We start from the raw sequence: 16,612 nt of genomic DNA on the forward strand, positions 1-16,612 counted from the left end.
GCCCGGCGCGTGCTTTGCGAGTTCGCCCACGCTGCGGTTCGAACTCCTTCAGCCTTTAAGGCCAAGTTTCAGAGCCTCATGCCCAGAAGAGGTTACAAACGAGCCATCATCGCCATTGCCCACAAGATCCTGCGCACCATTTTCTACATGATCTCGAGAAACGAGCCCTATCGAGACAGCACCGTAGACTACGAAGCCTTGTATGTTAAACGCAACGCCCCACGTTGGATTAGGATGCTGGTAAAGTTCGGATACATCGCACAACCCCAAAACCCATCTTAGACCAGAGGGGAACGGGAAACGTTGCCGGGGGGTGGATAGCTGGTGCCCCCCGACCGTATCTTTCATATTAAGCATTGGGTTTCTCTATCGCTGTGGGGAACGTAGAGTGTCATGTTTCAAAAAACGGATGGTTCGTGCGCGTGTTGCCCGCTCCTTCGATCAGTCTTCCCGAAGGAGAGCCAGCAGTTCCTCGGCCGAGACGACCCCCGTCGTGTCGGTGCCGGCCAGCACCATGTCGGCCAGGGCCTTCTTCTCCCTGTGGAGCTTCACCACCTTCTCCTCGATGGTTCCCGAGGTGATCATGCGATAGACGGTCACGGGCCGATCCTGTCCGATGCGGTGTACCCGGTTGGACGCCTGGTCCTCCACGGCCGGGTTCCACCACGGGTCCATGTGGATCACGTAGTCAGCGGCGGTGAGATTGAGGCCGAACCCGCCCGCCTTGAGGCTGATGAGAAAGAGATCGCCCCGGCCTTCCTGGAAGGCCCTCACCTCCCGTTCCCTCTCCTTGGGCGGCGTGGCGCCGTCCAGGTACCGGTAGTCGATTCCCTTGGCATCCAGGTGTTCGCGGATGATTTTCAGAAACCGGACGAACTGGCTGAAGATCAGGGCCTTGTGGCCGCTGGTCAGCAGCTCTTCCAGGATCTCGTCCAGGAGGCGCATCTTGGCACTGGGGGCGGAAAAGCGCGAATCGATGAGCCGGGGATGGCAGCAGGCCTGGCGAAGGCGCATGAGCTCGGCGAAGATCCGCACATGGCTGAGCCGTCGTTCCTCCCGATCCTCTTCCAGCCGGTTCAGCGCATCGCGTCGCAGCGCCTCGTAAAAGGCGGCCTCCCGGGGAGGAAGTTCCACCTGGAGCGTGATCTCCGTTCTCGGTGGAAGCTCTTCCAGTACCTGCGCCTTGGTGCGCCGCAGGACGAAGGGGCGGATGAGCTTCCGGAGGCGCCGTCGGGCGTCTCCATCCTTGTTTTTTTCGATGGGAAGCACGAAGCGCTCCCGAAACCCGGCCCGGGAGCCCAATAGGCCCGGGTTGATGAACTGAAAGAGGCTGTGCAGCTCTTCCAGCCGGTTTTCCAAAGGCGTACCGGTGGTCACCATCCTGAAACGACCGCGGAGTTTCATGGCCGCCTGGGCCCGTTTGGTGGCCGCGTTCTTGATGGCCTGGGCCTCGTCCAGAACCACGGTCTGCCATTCCACGTCCTTGAGTAGTTCGATCTCCTGCTGCATGAGTCCGTAGCTGCACACCAGCAGAGCCCCGGCGCCCAAGCCCTCCACCAGCGCCCTGCGATGATTGCCGCCGAAGACGTGCACCCGGAGGGTGGGCGCGAAGCGCCGGGCCTCGCCCACCCAATTCATGCACACGGAAGTGGGGGCCACCACCAAGGAAGGGCCTCCGGCCGATCGGTGCACGAGGACGGTCAGCGCCTGGAGGGTCTTTCCCAGTCCCATGTCGTCGGCCAGGCACGCCCCGATACCCAGCTCGGAAAGGCGGGCCAGCCACTGGAAGCCTTCCACCTGATAATCGCGAAGGTCCGCCTTCAGGGTGCTGGGAACCTGCGGGGTGCTTCGCATCGCCCGTTCCAGATCCCGGATCTTGTGGCGCAGCTTTTCGTCCAGGTGCCGGTGTTCGTCCAGGGTGCCCGCTTCCTTCAGGGCCAGCACCCCCAGCGGGTGCATCCTCAGGGTCTTGCCCCGATCCTGGACGAAGGCGTCCATGTCCCGGAGCTGTTTGAGCAGCTCCCGGCTCAGCGCCACGTATTCCGATTCTCCGATGGGAAGGAATCGATCCCTTCGCCGCCGCAGGTGTTCCAGCACCGCCTGCAGTTCCAGCACCTGATCCTCGGAGACCCGGAGGCGCCCCTCCAGTTCAAACCAGTTGAAACGGCCGTGCAAAAGGATCTGAAGATCGTCGGCCGATACGGTCCGGGCGATGCGGAACCGTTCCCCTTGGGGCCAGGCGACCACCACCAGCCCTTGTTCCTGGAACGTCTTGAGGCGTTGAAGAATTTCCAAACACGAGGCGGGATCCGGCACGGTCCACTGGAAAAGATCGCCCCCGGCCGTCGCCCAGGGAGCGAAGCATTCTTCCGCCACCCGTTGCGCCCCCCGCCTTTCCGCCTCCAGGTCCCGGCGGGCCTGGCAACGTTCGCCTCGGCGTTCGGCCATGAGGACCTGGCCCCCGCGGCCCGGTTCCAGATGCGGGCCGTCTTCTCCCAGGGGTTTGACGAGGATTTCCGCACGCAGCCCTCCGCCGGCGGGAAGCAGGTGCACGTGGGGCGTGGGGTCCGCCTCTACGTGTTGAAGTCCTTCGTCTGCAGGAGAAAAGGGGGAATGCACAGTGACATGGCGGGACAGCTCTCCCAGCAGTTCCCGGAGTTCGTCGGCGGCGTTTTCGGGGATGCAGGTTCCCTCGTGGCCGATCGCGGCGGCGATTTCTTGATGCTTCTTGGAAAAGCTCACTACCGTGTAGCGAGTGGGGGATTCCTGGATTACGGTCACCCTTCGGCCCTTGGACGGCGGCCGCATGGAAACGCGAAATCCTTCCGGGACGGGTTCCACCAGAAGCTGAGGCTCTTCCGCCGTCACCTCCACCCGTCGATCCGGTCGGCGTGCGTCGAAAAGCCGGGGATGGCCCGCCAGGGCCAGAGTCAAATCCGGCTGTCGGAAGGCAAGGGAAGGGCTCCGATAGCCGATGCGGACTTCCTCAAGACTGGTAAGGATTCGCTCGTCGTGGTGGTCCAACGGTGCGGCGAGGAATTCTTCGCGGAGCCTCTTGAGGGCGGCCCGGCGCCCCGGACTCCAGGTGCCGTCGACCCGGCGCGACTGGATCCGGGGCTCCACATCCAGGGTGGTGCCGTTGAAAAAGACGAGCCAGACCAGTCTCTTTGGGGCGGCCGGTCCGGGCTCTTCACGGACGATCCGTCGTAGCCCGTTCAGGCTCCGGCGCCAGGGCTCATGCAGCGAGATGGACTCAAACAGGCTGCGAAACCCGGATTTCCGGGAGATCTCGGCCAGGTAATTGCTCCGAACCGGAGTGACCCTTTCCGCCCGGCACAAGAGTTCGGCGCTTTCCATGGCGAGCCAATGGACCCCGGCCTGCTTGGCCTGGATGAAGATTTGGCTCACCCTCTCGATCTCCCCGGCGGTGAGAAATCCCCTGATCCAAAACTCAGCCAAAGCGCAGAAGAAAGTCCCCCAGGGAATGTTGGAGAGGCTGCGAGCTAAAAGAAGCAGTTTTTCGGCCGCCTTCCCCTCCATGCGGCTCAGGTGGACGGCTGCCGATAGCGCCTGCATGGGGGCCTCCCATGGCCCCAGGCCTATCTGAAGCGGCCAGAGGTCGGAAGGCTGCACGTCCTCCAGGCCGGCCAGGCCGGGGCGGGAAAGGAGGGCGAGGAAATAGAAAATGCCGGAAATTCCGGGAATGATGGCCGCAGTCGCCAGATACTTCCCTTGGGCTTCTTCTTCCAGCGTAGAGAGAGCCTTTTCCGGGCGGCCCTGGACCCAATGGATCCAGGAGTGCAGGAGGTCTCCGAGGAAGGAATGCTTCAGCGCCGGCAAAAGTCTTTGAGCCTCCGCCGTGCGGCCCGCCAGGATGAGGCGCGGGGTCAGAACGGTAGCCGCCCGGGGATACCTTTCCGACCCCAAGCCTTTGATCCAGGCGGCGGAGGCCGCATGGTCGAGAGCGGCCCGGTCGTCTTCCAGATAGGTCACGGCCCGCTCGCCCAGGGCTTCCAGGGCCGAGAGCTGCGTGTCCGGGTCGAGGGTGTCGAACCAGCGGGGATCGAAGGGGTTGTTGCAGATCCGTGCCAGCGCGCGGCGAAAGGCCCCTTCGTCCCGGCACTCCTTTTTCGCGGCGGTGATGAGGGCGGCGTCGTTTGCGCAGAGCCCCAGCCGAAGGAGGCGGAGGGCCTTTGCTTCGTCCGGTTCGCCCCTGCGGCGCCGGACCACAGTATTGGGGCCCCAGAAGGCTTGGGCCTTCTCCTTGAGAGCCTGGCCGTAAAGGGGCCGCTCCACGTCCACTGGCGGTGGGTCCAGAAAGGCCGATCGGGCTGCCGTTTCGACAAAAAAGGGGGGCACCCTCAAGATGGGTGTGGACAAGTGGCGTTCCAGAAATCCGGCCTTTTGCAGCCGAAGCAGCGCGTCCTGGATCTCCGCCTTGGGGTCGGCCTGGACGGCCTGATGGAAGGGCGCCTCCCGAAACGTGCGGACGAGTCGCATGGGGGAGATCGCCCCGTCCACGAGGGCATGCAGGTGCAGGAGAACCTTTTCCAGAGGGTGCAGCAGCCGGTATTCCCTTTGGAGCCGCTTTCGGATGTGCGCCTCTTCCTGGCGGGAAACGGACATGTTGATGGGAATTCCTCCTTTGAGCCGAGTTTGGGTGTTATAGACATTGGGAGGCGCCATATCAAGGTCCGAAAAAGGGGCGTTCTATTCCCCGTTGCCCGAAGGGCGCCCGAGCATGCCAGGATGCGGGATCTGTTAGGATTTTCCTTTCCCTCTTGGCAAGCGTTCCGTCTTTCACTAGAGTGTGAGGGATCTGCACCGCCTCTCTTTCCCATCCCGTGGGTCTTGGGGTGAAGGCTCCCGGGATGTCTTGCGTGGAGCCGAACCCGGAGCACAACCACCATGAAAGATGCGATCCGCCCTGTCCTTTTCCGCTTGCCGGCAGCGGTCTCATCCCTTTTGTTCACGGCAGGGGCGGCGGATTTGTGGGCCGTCGAAACCCGGCCGGGGCCTGAGGGCTTTTCCGGTGTCGGGATGACGGAAGTCGTCCTGCTTGCGGGCATGTTCCTGATGGGGGCGGTCAGTGCCTACGTGGTGTTGCGCGTGCGGCTGCGGGCGCGATCCCGGGAACTGCTCACCGTCTTGGCGGAACTGCGCCGCAAGAACAATGAGCTGGAAGCGGAGGTGGAAGAGCGCCAGCAGATGGAAAAAGACAAGGAACGGCTGATCCAGGAACTGAAAGAGGCCCTGGAAAACCTCCGAAAACTCCGGGGTCTCCTTCCCATTTGCGCCTATTGCAAGAAGATCCGGGACGACAAGGGCTACTGGAACCAGTTGGAAAGCTATATGGCGCAGCACGCCGACGTGAGCTTCACCCACAGCGTTTGCCCCGAATGCTCCAAGAAGATCTACGAGGAACTCCAAGCCTACAAGGACGCCGAGGCCAAGAAAAAGGCGGCCGCCGGCTGAATCCCCCGCCGCAGCGCCCCGGGGCCACTTGCTTCCCGTTCACCCGTCCGCTTTCTCCCCAAAGAAAAAGATCTGGTGAAGCAATGCCGCCGATGGTAAGTAGGGGCAACCTGAAAGCCATCGGAGCCAATGGAGGAGCAGAAGACCATGCAGAAACCCAAGACCAACGATCCGGAAACCGCCGTCCCCCTGGGGATCCGAAACCCCTACATCGTCAATTTCATGAAGGCGCTGGTGGAAAAAAAGGGGGAGAAACACGAACCCGAGGCGCTCAAGAAGCTCCTGGACGACATGTACAAGCTTTTCGAAAACATGCTCGGGCAAAATATGGTCAAGGCGCTGCCGGAAGACAAGCGCCGCGAATATCTGGAACTGAGCAAGGATCTGACCAAGGTGAGCTATAAGAAGATCGAGGAGATCTTCGACAAATACGTTCCCAACTACGAAGAGGTCATGAAGGAAACCATGAAGCAGTTCACGGCCATCTTCATGAAGAACCGCAAGTTCGATCCCAAGGACTATCCCGTATCCGAGGACGTCCAAGGGTGAGGGGGTTACCGGAGCGGTGACGCCTTGCGGCGGCACCGCCCCGATCTTAGGTTCAAAGGGTGATTCCTGGCCTGTTGGACCTGGTGGAGCAAAGGAGTTTCGATGATGGACGAAAAGACGATTTGCCCTCATTGCGGAAGCAGGATGAAGAAGTGGAGAACGCCCGACTTTTCCACGTGGTCGGCGGAGTTTTTCTTCGTTTGCTTCAATGACGATTGCCCCTATTTCACGCGCGGCTGGAATCAGATGCAGGCCACCGTGGCTGCCAGCGTTTCCTACAGGTACCGGTACGATCCGGACACCGGCTACACCGGCCCCATCCCCGTCTGGTCCAAGGATGCGCTCAAATCGGGCATCATCGAAGACTGATAAAGGCAGGTTCGACCGGACCCCGTTCCGTTCGGGCCCGCGGCCTGTAGGGGCGAATAATCATTCGCCCCTACAGGGGCCTGCTTTTCAAGGGTGCGTTTCATCCTTCGTTGCCATCGCCGGCTTTTTCGGACGTCTTCTCCGGCGATCGCGCCCCGCCTTCAGCTTTTCCCTGCGCCGGCCGGGGAGCCTTTCGGCTTGACCGGTCCCATCCCCAGCAGGAAGAAGCGCAGCCATCGGACCGCCAGTTCCAGGAGGGCCCGATCGTCGGTTCGCGCTTCTTCCGGATTCATGTCCCCCACGTCAAAGGCCTGGAGGAATCGGCTTTCGAAGACGAAGGATCGAAACCGGTCCAGGTCATAGGAGGCCAGATAGAACATCTGGAGCTGTTTTTCGGTCAGCCCCTGCCTTGCTTTGGGGTGAGTCACCACGTCCATCCATTGGTTGTTCATGGCGTGGTAGTCTTCCAGCCCCTGATCCGCCACCCATTGGGAAACGCTCCATTCCCGCGTTTCCTCGAAACCCCGGCAGTGGTCTTCCTTGAGGAGAAAGTAGGATTCCAGAACGGTGCCGTGGACCCGGTGCTTGCGCGACGCCCGGGCCAGGGGATAGGTACGGCACGCAGACGGGCGGTCGGGATAGACGAGGCAGCCCTTTTCGGACACGAACGGGCAGGTCTGCCGTTCGTTTTCCTGCATCTTGAGGACCGCCTGCGGGAGCGGACTTCCCTCTTCGACCACCACATCCGCATAGCGGTCCAGGAATTGGGTGGTGCTCAACTCCAGGTGCCGGGAGAGCCTCAGGATATCGTAGGGGGTGAGCATCAGATTGAGGGCCCGGCAGCATTCGGTGAAGCAGGGCACACCCGGATGGCAGGCGAACCGGAAGCGGTCGTTTTCGATGGGCGTGAGGCGGTCGCGAATCTTTTCGGGAGCGGTCGTCTTGACGTTTTCCATGGGTTTTTCCAGTTGTCCGCTCAGAGCAGTTCCAGAAGTTCGGCCAGCTGGGAGCGGATGTAGTCGAAAGCCAGGCGCAGCATCTCTTCGTCGTCTTCCCGGGCCCTCCGGAGGCGTTCGGGATCGATCTCATAGAGACGGGTCAGCTTGGGATCTTCCAGCATGGCCGCGAACCGGTCCAGATCGTAGGCGAGAAAGAGTAACTTCCCCAGGCCGGGCTCCAGCGGCTGACCGGGCTTGAAATTCAAAGGCATGACCGTCTGGAAGGCCCGTTCCATGACCGCATAGGGCTCCACGTCCTGGGTTTGGAGCCACTGGGCCACGGTCCAGCGGGCTCCTTCCTTGAGCCCGAAGCATCTTTCCTTGCCCGCCAGTAGAGTGTACTCGTCGTCCCGGTCCGCCAGGTCCAGCGGAAACATGCGGCAGGCCCAGGGCCTGTGATCGTACACCCTGCAGCCGTCTTCGCCGACGAAGTGGCAGCGCAGGGTCTTTTCGTCCATGGCCAGCTGAACCACGGGGATGTGGGTGATCTTGGCCAGAAAGTGGCGCGTGTGGCGTTCCAGGAATTCGGCCGACCCCAGACCCAGCGCCCTTCGAAGGCGCAGAACGTCGTAAGGGGTGAGATAGATGTTCACGTCCCGGCAGCACTGGGTGAAACACGGCAGGTCGTGATGGCAGGCAAAGCTGAAGGGATCCTCCGCCCTCAGCACGGTCTTCTTGTCTTCCGCTTGTGTCATGGTCCTCGTTTCCTCGAATCCCAAGAGCTACTCGCTATCCCCGGTCCTTCCTGTCCCTTGGTGCTTCTTCCAGCAAACGGCAGGGGCGTAAAATTTTTCGCCCCTGCCATTTTGAATCGGTAAGAGGCTTCGTGCGGGAAGTGGCTCTCCCGACCGCTTTAGGGTGCGTCCTCAAGCAAATGGACCTGGAAATGCTTGAAGTCCGGGTTGCCGTGAAGGAACTTTTCCACCACGTTCAGGGTCTGCGCATCGCGGCAGACAATGACCTGGCAGGTGCACTGGCGCTGGCACCGTTCGCAAAAATACTGTTCGTCCAGGGTGTTGCCGCAGAAGCAGTGGGGCGTCATGTAGAGCTGGTCGTTTTCCCACTGGGCCACGAAGTAGTCCTGCTGCTGTTCCTTGAGTGTTTCCGGCCTCAAAGCCATCCAGTACCCCTTTTTCGTGATCCGTGATCCGCAATCTGTGATGCGCCGTCCGTCGTCCGTAAACCGTCAATCGGCCAGCCTTGTCCCCGGTTTGGAGGGGGAGGGGGCATCGCGGTCATTTCCCGTAGGGGCGGTTCGCGAACCGCCCCTACACCAAAAACGGGCCCCCGCTCCCCCCAAGAGGGAGCGGGGTTATTGGAACAATCTCTTAGAGGGAAGCGGCCAGGATTTCGCTCAGTTCCACCACTTCCAGCTCTTCCTGCTTGTCCAGGCTGTTGCAGGCGTCGATGAGCATGTTCATGCAGTAGGGGCAGGCCGTGGCCAGCACCTGGGCACCCTGCTCCAGAGCGTCGGTCACCCGGAGCTCCCCGAATCGCTCGCCCATGGGAACTTCCGCCCAGATGCGCCCACCACCGCCGGCGCAGCACAGGCTTGCTTCCCGGTTGCGGCTCAGTTCCACCGTTCCGTCCTGGGCGGCCTTTTCCAGAAGGGCCCTGGGGGCGTCGTAGATCCCGCTGTGGCGGCCCAGATAGCACGGATCGTGGAAGGCCACCTTCTTGCCCTGGGCGGCGTTGAGGCTGAGCTTTCCTTCCTCCACCAGCCGGTTCAGAAGCTCGGTGTAGTGGATCACCTCCCACTCACCGCCCAGTTCCGGGTATTCGTTGGTGAAGGTCCACAGGCAGTGGGGCGAGGTGGTGATGATCTTTTTGACGCCCTTGTTGTTGAAAAGCTCGATGTTGGACTGGGCCAGCTTCTGGAAGAGCTCCTCGTCGCCCAGCTTGCGCATGCTTTCACCGCAGCAGCTTTCCTCCTGGCCGATGACGCCGAAGCTCACCCCGGCCGCCTGGAGCAGCTTCACGATGCTTCGGGCCGCCTTGGTGCTCCTGGGGTCGTAGCACGAATGGCAGCACACGAAGAGAAAGTATTCCGTGTCCGGACCGAAGGCGGGCACATCCAGGCCTTCCTGCCAGGCGGTGCGCTTTTCCCGGGGGCCGGACCAGGGATTTCCGTTGGCGTGGGCGCTTCCCAGAATGGGCCGCAGGTTCGCCGGGGCCATGCCCGCCCCCACGATGCTGGCGCGCATGCCGCGCACGTTGTCGATAATCTTCACGCCCCGAGGGCAGTTGGTCTGGCACATGCCGCAGGTGGAACAGGCGAAAAGAACCGTTTCGTCCTCGAAGCCTTCCATGCCCATCTGGCCCAGGCGCTGCATGTGGCGGATGTTGAACTTCTCGCTGGTCTCCCCGGGAACCAGCCGCCACGGACACAGGTTGGTGCACAGGCCGCACTGCATGCACCAGTTGACCGTCTCGGCACCCATGCTCACGATATAGTCGCGCATCTCGGCGGATACGTATTTCGGTTCCATGTTCACTCTCCTTTTCCTGTCGCCGGCGTGACGGGCGGACTAGAAATCCTTGTACGGGTTGGGGCCCAGGTCTTCCAGGTCGGACGCGAAGCCGTCCAGGATCTCCGGAAGCTTCCCATAGTCCGTGATGGAAAGCTGCTCGAAACGCACGCGATCCGATTCCAGCACCAGCCGGTCCAGGGTTTCCTTGATCTTGCTCATGCGGATGTTGGCCAGCTCGCTGCCCTTGATGAAGTGGCACTGGTAGTCGTCGCCGTGCTTGCAGCCCAGCAGCAGGATGCCGTCGATGCCCTTGGACAGGGCGTCGGCGATCCACACCAGATTCATGGACCCCAGGCAGCGCACGGGAATGACGCGCACCCACGGATTGTACTGGGCCCGGCGGATGCCCACCATGTCCAGGGCGGGATAGGCGTCGTTTTCGCACGCCAGCACCAGGATCCGGGGCTTTTCCTCGTCTTCCTCGGGGACCTCGATGTTCTTGATCATGTTGCCGATTATGCCCACCGAGTAGTTCTTGAAGGAGATGATCCGTTCCGGGCAAGCTCCCATGCACACGCCGCAGCGACGGCACCGGGTGGGGTTGGGGAGCGGGTTGGCTTTTTCATCCTCGTTGATGGCCCCGAAGGGACACTCCTCCGTGCAGCGCTTGCACTGGGTGCAGCGTTGCATGAAGAATTCCGGATAGCTGAGGTCTCCGGCCCGCGGATGCACCGCCTTGCCCTGAGCGGTCATCTCCACGCACTGGATCGCCTTGAGGGCCGCGCCGGCGGCATCGTCCATGGCGCGGCTGTAGTCCATGGGCGCGCGGACCGTTCCGGCGGGATAGATCCCCGTTCGGCGCGATTCATAGGGAAAGCAGATGAAGTGCGAATCGGGGAATCCGTACTTCAGGGCCGGGATTTCCGGGCCCTGGCGGTATTCCAGGTTGAGCAGGTTGGAGGCGAGGATGGTGTCGGCCGGAACCTCCAGCTCCTCCTCCCCTTCCTTGGGTTGCTGGGCCTTGTAGGGCTTGCCCAAAGACGCCGTGGACACCATGCCCGTGGCCAGGACCACCAGGTCCACGCTCTCCGAAAGGATGGGCGAGCGGGTGAGCACGTCTTCCGCCGAGACGGCCAGGGCGCCGGCACCGTCGTCATCCACTCCGGTCACCGTGCCGCGCACGAAGAAGACCCCGTCCTTCTGGAGCTGCTTGTAGAGGAACTCGTAGTTCCCATGGGCCCGAAGGTCCTTATAAAAGATGTAGACGGGCGTTTCCGGGTTGGCGTCCTTGAAGTACTTGGCCTGCTTCAGGGATTCCACGCAGCAGGCGGCGGAGCAATAGGGCAGGTGCTCGGGATCCCGGGATCCGGCGCACAAGATGAACGCCACGCCGTTCACCGGCTGGCCGTTGGAGGGCCGTTTCACCTCGCCCGCCTTGAACATGGCTTCCAGCTGATCGGCCGTGATGACATCCGGGTGTTTTCCGAAGCCCAGATGTTCCAGCTTGGAAGCGTCGTAGGGGACGGCGCCCGTGGCCAGCACGATGGCGCCCACACGTTCGGCCGCCTGGGAGCCGTTCTGCTGGATGGAGACGTCGAACATGCAGGGGGCGCCGCTGATCTTTTCGATCCGCGATCCGGTATAGACGGTGATCTTGTCGCTTCCGGTGACTTCCCCGATGAGTCCTTCCAGGTCGAAGACCTGAGGTTCTTCATAGGGGGGAGCCATGGGCGGGAGCTTCACCACGTTTCGGGCGTAGCCGCCCAGTTGGTCGGATTTTTCCACCAGGACCACTTCGTAGCCGGCTGCCGCCGCTTCCCTGGCGGCCGTGAGGCCCGTGAGGCCGCCGCCCACCACCAGGATGCGCTTGCTCAGGTTTTCGCCCTCAAAGGGCACGGGCGGCTCCATGTCCTTGGCCTTGGTGAGGCTCATGCGCAGGTAGTCCTCGGCCATCATCTGGGTGTCTTCGTCACCGGCCGGATGGGACCAGACCACCTGTTCGCGCAGGTTCACCCGTTCCACCGCCTTGTCTGCGCCGAAATCGAAGGCGTCCACCATGACGCGCGGTGAGCAGGCGGCGATGACCAGAGCGTTCACGCCTTCGTTTTCCACGTCCGCCCGAATGAGGGCCCGGCCCTCTTCGCTGCAAAGAAAAGCGTGCTCCCGGCACACCGGAACCTTGTATTCCCCCGTGGCCACCTTCGTAAGGGCCGCCACGTCCAGGGCATCGCCTATGCCACAACCCGTGCAGATATATGCACCGATCTTCTTTTCCATGGAACCTACCTCCTCACCGTCGCCTGAATCGCCTTGAGGGCTGCCGCCGTTGCATCCTGGACACTGGTGGCCACGTCCACGGGCCGCCTGACGCATCCCGCCGGAATCACGGCCCCCGCCGAACCGTTCATGAGGAAGCCGTTGTCGTCGTAGGCGACATCGGCGGGCACCTTGTCCTCGGCCGTGGAAGGCACCATGCCGGTGGCCAGTACCACCAGGTCGAAGGCCTCTTTCAAGATGGCGCCCGTGGTCTGGTCTTCGGCCTGAACGGTCACCTGACCCGTTTGCGGATCTTCGGTGATTTCACCGGCCTTGGCCTTCACCAGCCGAACCCGCTCGTCGGCCTGCACCTTGGCGAAGAAATCTTCGTATTTACCCAGCGCGCGGATGTCGATGTAGAAGATGGTGGCCCGCGCGTCGGGATCCTGGTCCAGGAGGTAGGTGGCCTGCTTGAGGGAGGCCAGACAGCACACACCGGAACAATAGGGCAGGTGGTTTTCATCCCGGGAACCGGCGCACTGGATGAAAGCGACGTTCTTGACCGGCTGTCCGTCCGAAGGCCGCTGAATGACACCGGCCGTGGGACCGTTGACGGACGCCAGACGCTCGAAGATCACGTTGGTCACCACGTTCTGGTGCTTTCCGAAGCCGTAATAGCCGATCTTTTCGGCGTCGTAGGGCTTCCAGCCGGTGGCCCAGACCACGGCGCCCACCTTCAAGTCGAAGGCCTTTTCGGCCATGTCCAGCTCCACGGCCCCGTAGGGGCAGGCGGCCTGGATCTTTTGGGCCTCCTCGGTGCCGATGACTTCCGGTGCGATCACGTAGCGCATGGGAAAGGCGAATTCATGGGGGAGGTAGGCGGCCTTGACGGTGCTCAAGCCGTAGTCGAAGGGGTTGGGGATTTCGGTCTCCGCCGCCTCGGCGCACAGACCGCACCCCGTGCACTTTTCGTTCACATACCGGGGCCGGATCTTGATGGTCACGTCCAGGTCCCCCGGTGTGCCCTTGATCCGGGTCACTTCCGCCATGGTGAAAAAGCGCACCAGGGGATTGTTCTTGATGCGGCGGAAGTTGATCTCCAAACCGCAACTGGGCGGGCACAGCTTGGGAAAGTACTTGTTCATGCGCGCCACCCGGCCGCCCAGGTAGGGCTCCTTTTCCACGATGTAGACCTGATAGCCGGCCTCGGCGGCCTCGAGAGCCGCACTCAGGCCGCTCATGCCGCCTCCCACTACCAACAGACTGCGATTTGCGTTGACCACATCCGACATGGATTCTCCTCCGTCAACTGGGAATGTGTGCCTCTCCCTCTGCCTATGGTCTCCCCCTCCTTGGACATCGCACCGAGCCCCGCTCTTAAGGAAAACCGGCGGGGTGTTTGTGCTTCTCTTCACCTAAACGCCTCCGCATAGCACAACTGGCCAAGAGGTGCAAGGCGCGGGACGGCAATTTGTGGGGCGTGTCAAGTGCCGAAATTCCTTCGCCGCCGGTGGATTTGCGGGCGTGGATAAACCACGCCCCTACTCAGCAGGCCCATCTGCTTCAGTAGGGGCGGGCTTTACGCCCGCCCGCCGGCACTGCACCCAAGGAGCCTGCCCTACGATGGCTCTCCGAAAGAAGAGCCCGGACTATGGCCGCTCTTTTCGTAGCCGCGTGGCTTTAGCCCCGCGGGAAGGGCCCTCGCAAGGTCAGGAAGGAACAGGAAATACGCACTGGCCCATCCCACGTTCGGGGGTTCTTGGGCAGCCCTAAAGGGCTGCGCTACGAGAAAAGTGAACATCCGCGACGTTTTCCGACAGCCTCCTCGGAAGCTGTCTGAGAACTCCCCCACCCAGTACCCCGGCACAAGCGGGAGTGCATAAGTGGCCGGAAGGACAAGATCCCCGGCTTCTGTGCCAATAAAAAACCCCCTGAAGCCGGGGGCTCCAGGGGGCTCATGCCGTCAGTCTAGCGACTTAGACATCCAGGTGCACGACGGGGACCTTCTTCATGGTCCATTCGCCGGTCGCCGGATCCCAGACGGAATTGACGAAGACCTTCCAGTTGGCCTCGTCCATGTCGGGGAAGTCGGCGCGGTAGTAGTAGCCCGGCCAACGGCTTTCCTCGCGGAACAGGACGTGGCGCAGGTGGCTTTCGGCGATCCACATGCGCTGCACGTTTTCCCAGCACCGCATCAGTTCATGCAGATCCTCGGCCGCCAGCTTCTCGGAGTCTTCCCTCAGCATGGTGAGCAGCTCAAGGCCGCGCTCCAGCAGGTGCTTGTTGGTGGTGAACTGAGCGGACACACCGGCCACGTACTCGTCCATGATCTTCTGGAGGCGGAACATGAACATCTTGGGCTTGATGTAGTTGTGGTTGATGTCCGGATCGCTGGAGATCGGGCTGAACTCCTCGAACCGGGCCAGCGGGGCCAGGATCTTGTCGCGCAGGGCGGCGATCTGGGCCTCATCCACCTGGGGCGCTTCGTTGTGGTCCAGGATGTAGGCGATGGCGCCCTTGGCGGCGATACGGCCTTCCGCGTGGGAGCCGGAGGAGAACTTGTGGGAGCTGGCGCCCGCGCCGTCACCGGCGGTGAACAGGCCCGGAACCGTGGTCATGTGGTTGTAGACGCCGATGGCTTCCCACTGCTTCTTGTACTCGGCCGGCATCAGGTCTTCGGGACCGCAGACCCAGGCACCGGAGGCGCCGGAGTGGGAACCGATGAAGTACGGTTCGGCCGCGGCGATTTCCGAAGGCTTCTCTTCGGGCTGGATGTTCATACCGGCCCACAGCAGAGCCTGGCTGATGGTCATGTCGAGGAAGTCTTCCCAGGCTTCGCTTTCCAGTTCCTTCATCTTCTTCTTGAAGGCCTTGGGGTCATCCTTGTAGGCGGCGGCCAGGTTGGCGATGGCCTCTTCCGTCCTCATGTAGATGGGGCCCTTGCCTTCCATCACGTCTTCCATACCCAGCCAGTTACGCAGGTTGGCCGGGATGGGCTTGCCGGTGCCGTAGGGAGCCCACTTCTTGAGCTCGTCGGCGCGTTCCACCATGTATTCACCGCCCAGGGCGTTGGTGGCGCGGGACTTGAACAGGAGGAACCAGGCGCCCACCGGGCCGTAGCCGTCCTTGAAGCGCACGGGGATGAAGCGCACTTCCTGGCAGGTCATTTCCGCACCGGCGCGGATGGTGAAGTAGGCCGTGGAGCCGGAGTTCCAAGGCGGATACCAGGCGCGACCCAGACCTTCACCCACGGAACGCGGACGGAAGACGTGCACGGCGCCGCCCATGCAGGCCATGACGGCCTTGGCCGTGAAGACGTAGAACTTGTTCTCGCGGACACTGAAGCCCACGGCGCCCACGCACTTGCCGTCCTTCAGGAGCGGCTCGACGATGAAGACGCGCTCGAAAATCTGAGCCTGGTCGCCCATGGTGGCCAGAGCGTTCTTGGCGGCTTCGGCCACGATGACCTTGTAGGACTCACCGTTGATCATGATCTGCCAACGGCCTTCATGGACGTACTCGCCGTTTTCGTCCTTCCAAATGGGCAGGCCCCACTTCTCGAAGAGATGCACGGAGCTGTCCACGTGGCGGGCGATGTCATAGACCAAGTCTTCACGGGAGATGCCCATGAGGTCCTGGCGGACGTACTTGACGTAATCTTCAACCGTGTTCTGGCCCTTGCCGTAACCGATGTACTGGTTGATGGCGGAAAGACCCATGGCCACGGCGCCGGAACGGTCCATGGCGGCCTTGTCCACCACGGTGACCTTCAGGCCGTGCTTCTTGGCCCAGTAGGACGCCTCAAAAGCGGCGCCGCAAGCGGACATGCCGCCGCCCAGGATGAGCAGATCGGTATCGACGCGTACAGTTTCGAAATCGGAAGGCTTCATCTGTTCACCTCCTTAGGGGTTACTTCTTAAGGGTGGGGAGTTCCGCGGCCAGCGTGGATGCCGGTTCCGTGCAGAGAAGCGGGCTCTTGATGTCTTCCGTGCCGGTGTCCCAGCCATCGGGCCACGGCTTCGCCTGGCCTTCCGGGGTGGTCCGGATGGGGAACTTGAAGCGCTTGACCTGTCCGTTGCGGAACTTGACCGTCCACATGATGTCCTCGGAACCGCGCAGAGGCACCACCGAAGCGCCCATGGGCACGAAGTCGGCGTAGCCGCGGACATCCACCGCCTGCTGCGGGCAGATCTTCACGCAGTTGTAGCACTCCCAGCACATTTCCGGAGCGCGGTTGAAGGCCTTCATCTTTTCCTTGTCCAGGACCATCAGGTCGTTGGGGCAGATGTACATGCACGCCGTCTTATCCTGCCCCTTGCAGCCGTCGCACTTTTCCAGGATGACGTAACTAGGCATTTCTTCACCTCCTAAAGGTTAACACGACAACCCTCTGACGATTGCGGGCTCCTTCGGCCCGCACCAAGAAACAGCCCTTGCACCTCCTTTCTCGGATGCAATCCCTGCCATTTCTTCTTGTGGGAGCGGCCCCTTGGC

12 protein-coding genes and 1 pseudogene are annotated in these 16,612 nt (G+C 62.0%); 4 read left to right on the top strand and 9 right to left on the bottom strand.

What is annotated here, in order from left to right; genetic code table 11:
• Nucleotides 1–282 (top strand): annotated as a pseudogene (locus tag BUB04_RS19610) (IS110 family transposase); the annotation flags it as partial.
• A 159-nt stretch (nt 283–441) separates the two neighbouring features.
• Here BUB04_RS19610 and BUB04_RS11505 read toward each other — a convergent pair.
• Complete coding sequence (locus BUB04_RS11505; RefSeq protein WP_073039631.1) at nt 442–4,626, bottom strand: DEAD/DEAH box helicase; 4,185 nt, start codon at nt 4,624–4,626, stop codon at nt 442–444.
• A gap of 414 nt (nt 4,627–5,040) precedes the next feature.
• On the opposite strand from BUB04_RS11505, the gene BUB04_RS11510 reads away from it, so the two are divergent.
• The 3 genes from BUB04_RS11510 (at nt 5,041) to BUB04_RS11520 (ending at nt 6,393) form a co-directional block, all read left to right on the top strand.
• Nucleotides 5,041–5,475 (top strand): hypothetical protein, encoded by a 435-nt coding sequence (locus BUB04_RS11510; protein WP_143156456.1) that lies wholly within the window; start codon nt 5,041–5,043, stop codon nt 5,473–5,475.
• 147 nt (nt 5,476–5,622) lie between these two features.
• Nucleotides 5,623–6,024, top strand: a complete 402-nt coding sequence (locus BUB04_RS11515) for a DUF5663 domain-containing protein (protein WP_073039635.1) — start codon at nt 5,623–5,625, stop codon at nt 6,022–6,024.
• A gap of 105 nt (nt 6,025–6,129) precedes the next feature.
• Nucleotides 6,130–6,393, top strand: coding sequence for an ogr/Delta-like zinc finger family protein (locus BUB04_RS11520; protein WP_281246590.1), 264 nt, complete (start codon nt 6,130–6,132; stop codon nt 6,391–6,393).
• Between the two features lie 161 nt (nt 6,394–6,554).
• Here BUB04_RS11520 and BUB04_RS11525 read toward each other — a convergent pair whose 3' ends face one another.
• From BUB04_RS11525 to aprB, 8 genes are all read right to left on the bottom strand, one after another.
• Nucleotides 6,555–7,349 (bottom strand): YkgJ family cysteine cluster protein, encoded by a 795-nt coding sequence (locus tag BUB04_RS11525; protein ID WP_073039639.1) that lies wholly within the window; start codon nt 7,347–7,349, stop codon nt 6,555–6,557.
• Nucleotides 7,350–7,369: 20 nt separating this feature from the next.
• Nucleotides 7,370–8,086 (bottom strand): YkgJ family cysteine cluster protein, encoded by a 717-nt coding sequence (locus tag BUB04_RS11530; RefSeq protein ID WP_073039641.1) that lies wholly within the window; start codon nt 8,084–8,086, stop codon nt 7,370–7,372.
• A 158-nt stretch (nt 8,087–8,244) separates the two neighbouring features.
• Nucleotides 8,245–8,511, bottom strand: a complete 267-nt coding sequence (locus BUB04_RS11535; RefSeq protein WP_073039643.1) for a hypothetical protein — start codon at nt 8,509–8,511, stop codon at nt 8,245–8,247.
• A 208-nt stretch (nt 8,512–8,719) separates the two neighbouring features.
• A complete protein-coding gene (locus BUB04_RS11540; protein WP_073039645.1) occupies nt 8,720–9,880 on the bottom strand; it encodes a (Fe-S)-binding protein in 1,161 nt (386 codons plus the stop codon).
• A gap of 39 nt (nt 9,881–9,919) precedes the next feature.
• Entirely contained in the window at nt 9,920–12,139 is a 2,220-nt protein-coding gene (locus tag BUB04_RS20100; protein WP_073039647.1) for an FAD-dependent oxidoreductase, read from the bottom strand.
• 5 nt (nt 12,140–12,144) lie between these two features.
• The gene (locus BUB04_RS11550) at nt 12,145–13,410 is read right to left on the bottom strand and encodes a CoB--CoM heterodisulfide reductase iron-sulfur subunit A family protein (RefSeq protein ID WP_073039648.1); all 1,266 of its coding nucleotides are present in this window, start codon (nt 13,408–13,410) and stop codon (nt 12,145–12,147) included.
• A gap of 684 nt (nt 13,411–14,094) precedes the next feature.
• Nucleotides 14,095–16,008 (bottom strand): adenylyl-sulfate reductase subunit alpha, encoded by a 1,914-nt coding sequence (gene aprA, locus BUB04_RS11555; RefSeq protein WP_073039649.1) that lies wholly within the window; start codon nt 16,006–16,008, stop codon nt 14,095–14,097.
• A gap of 19 nt (nt 16,009–16,027) precedes the next feature.
• A complete protein-coding gene (aprB, locus tag BUB04_RS11560; RefSeq protein WP_073039651.1) occupies nt 16,028–16,474 on the bottom strand; it encodes an adenylyl-sulfate reductase subunit beta in 447 nt (148 codons plus the stop codon).
• Between the last annotated feature and the right edge of the window lie 138 nt (nt 16,475–16,612).

This window comes from Desulfacinum infernum DSM 9756, assembly GCF_900129305.1.
Lineage (GTDB): Bacteria > Desulfobacterota > Syntrophobacteria > Syntrophobacterales > DSM-9756 > Desulfacinum > Desulfacinum infernum.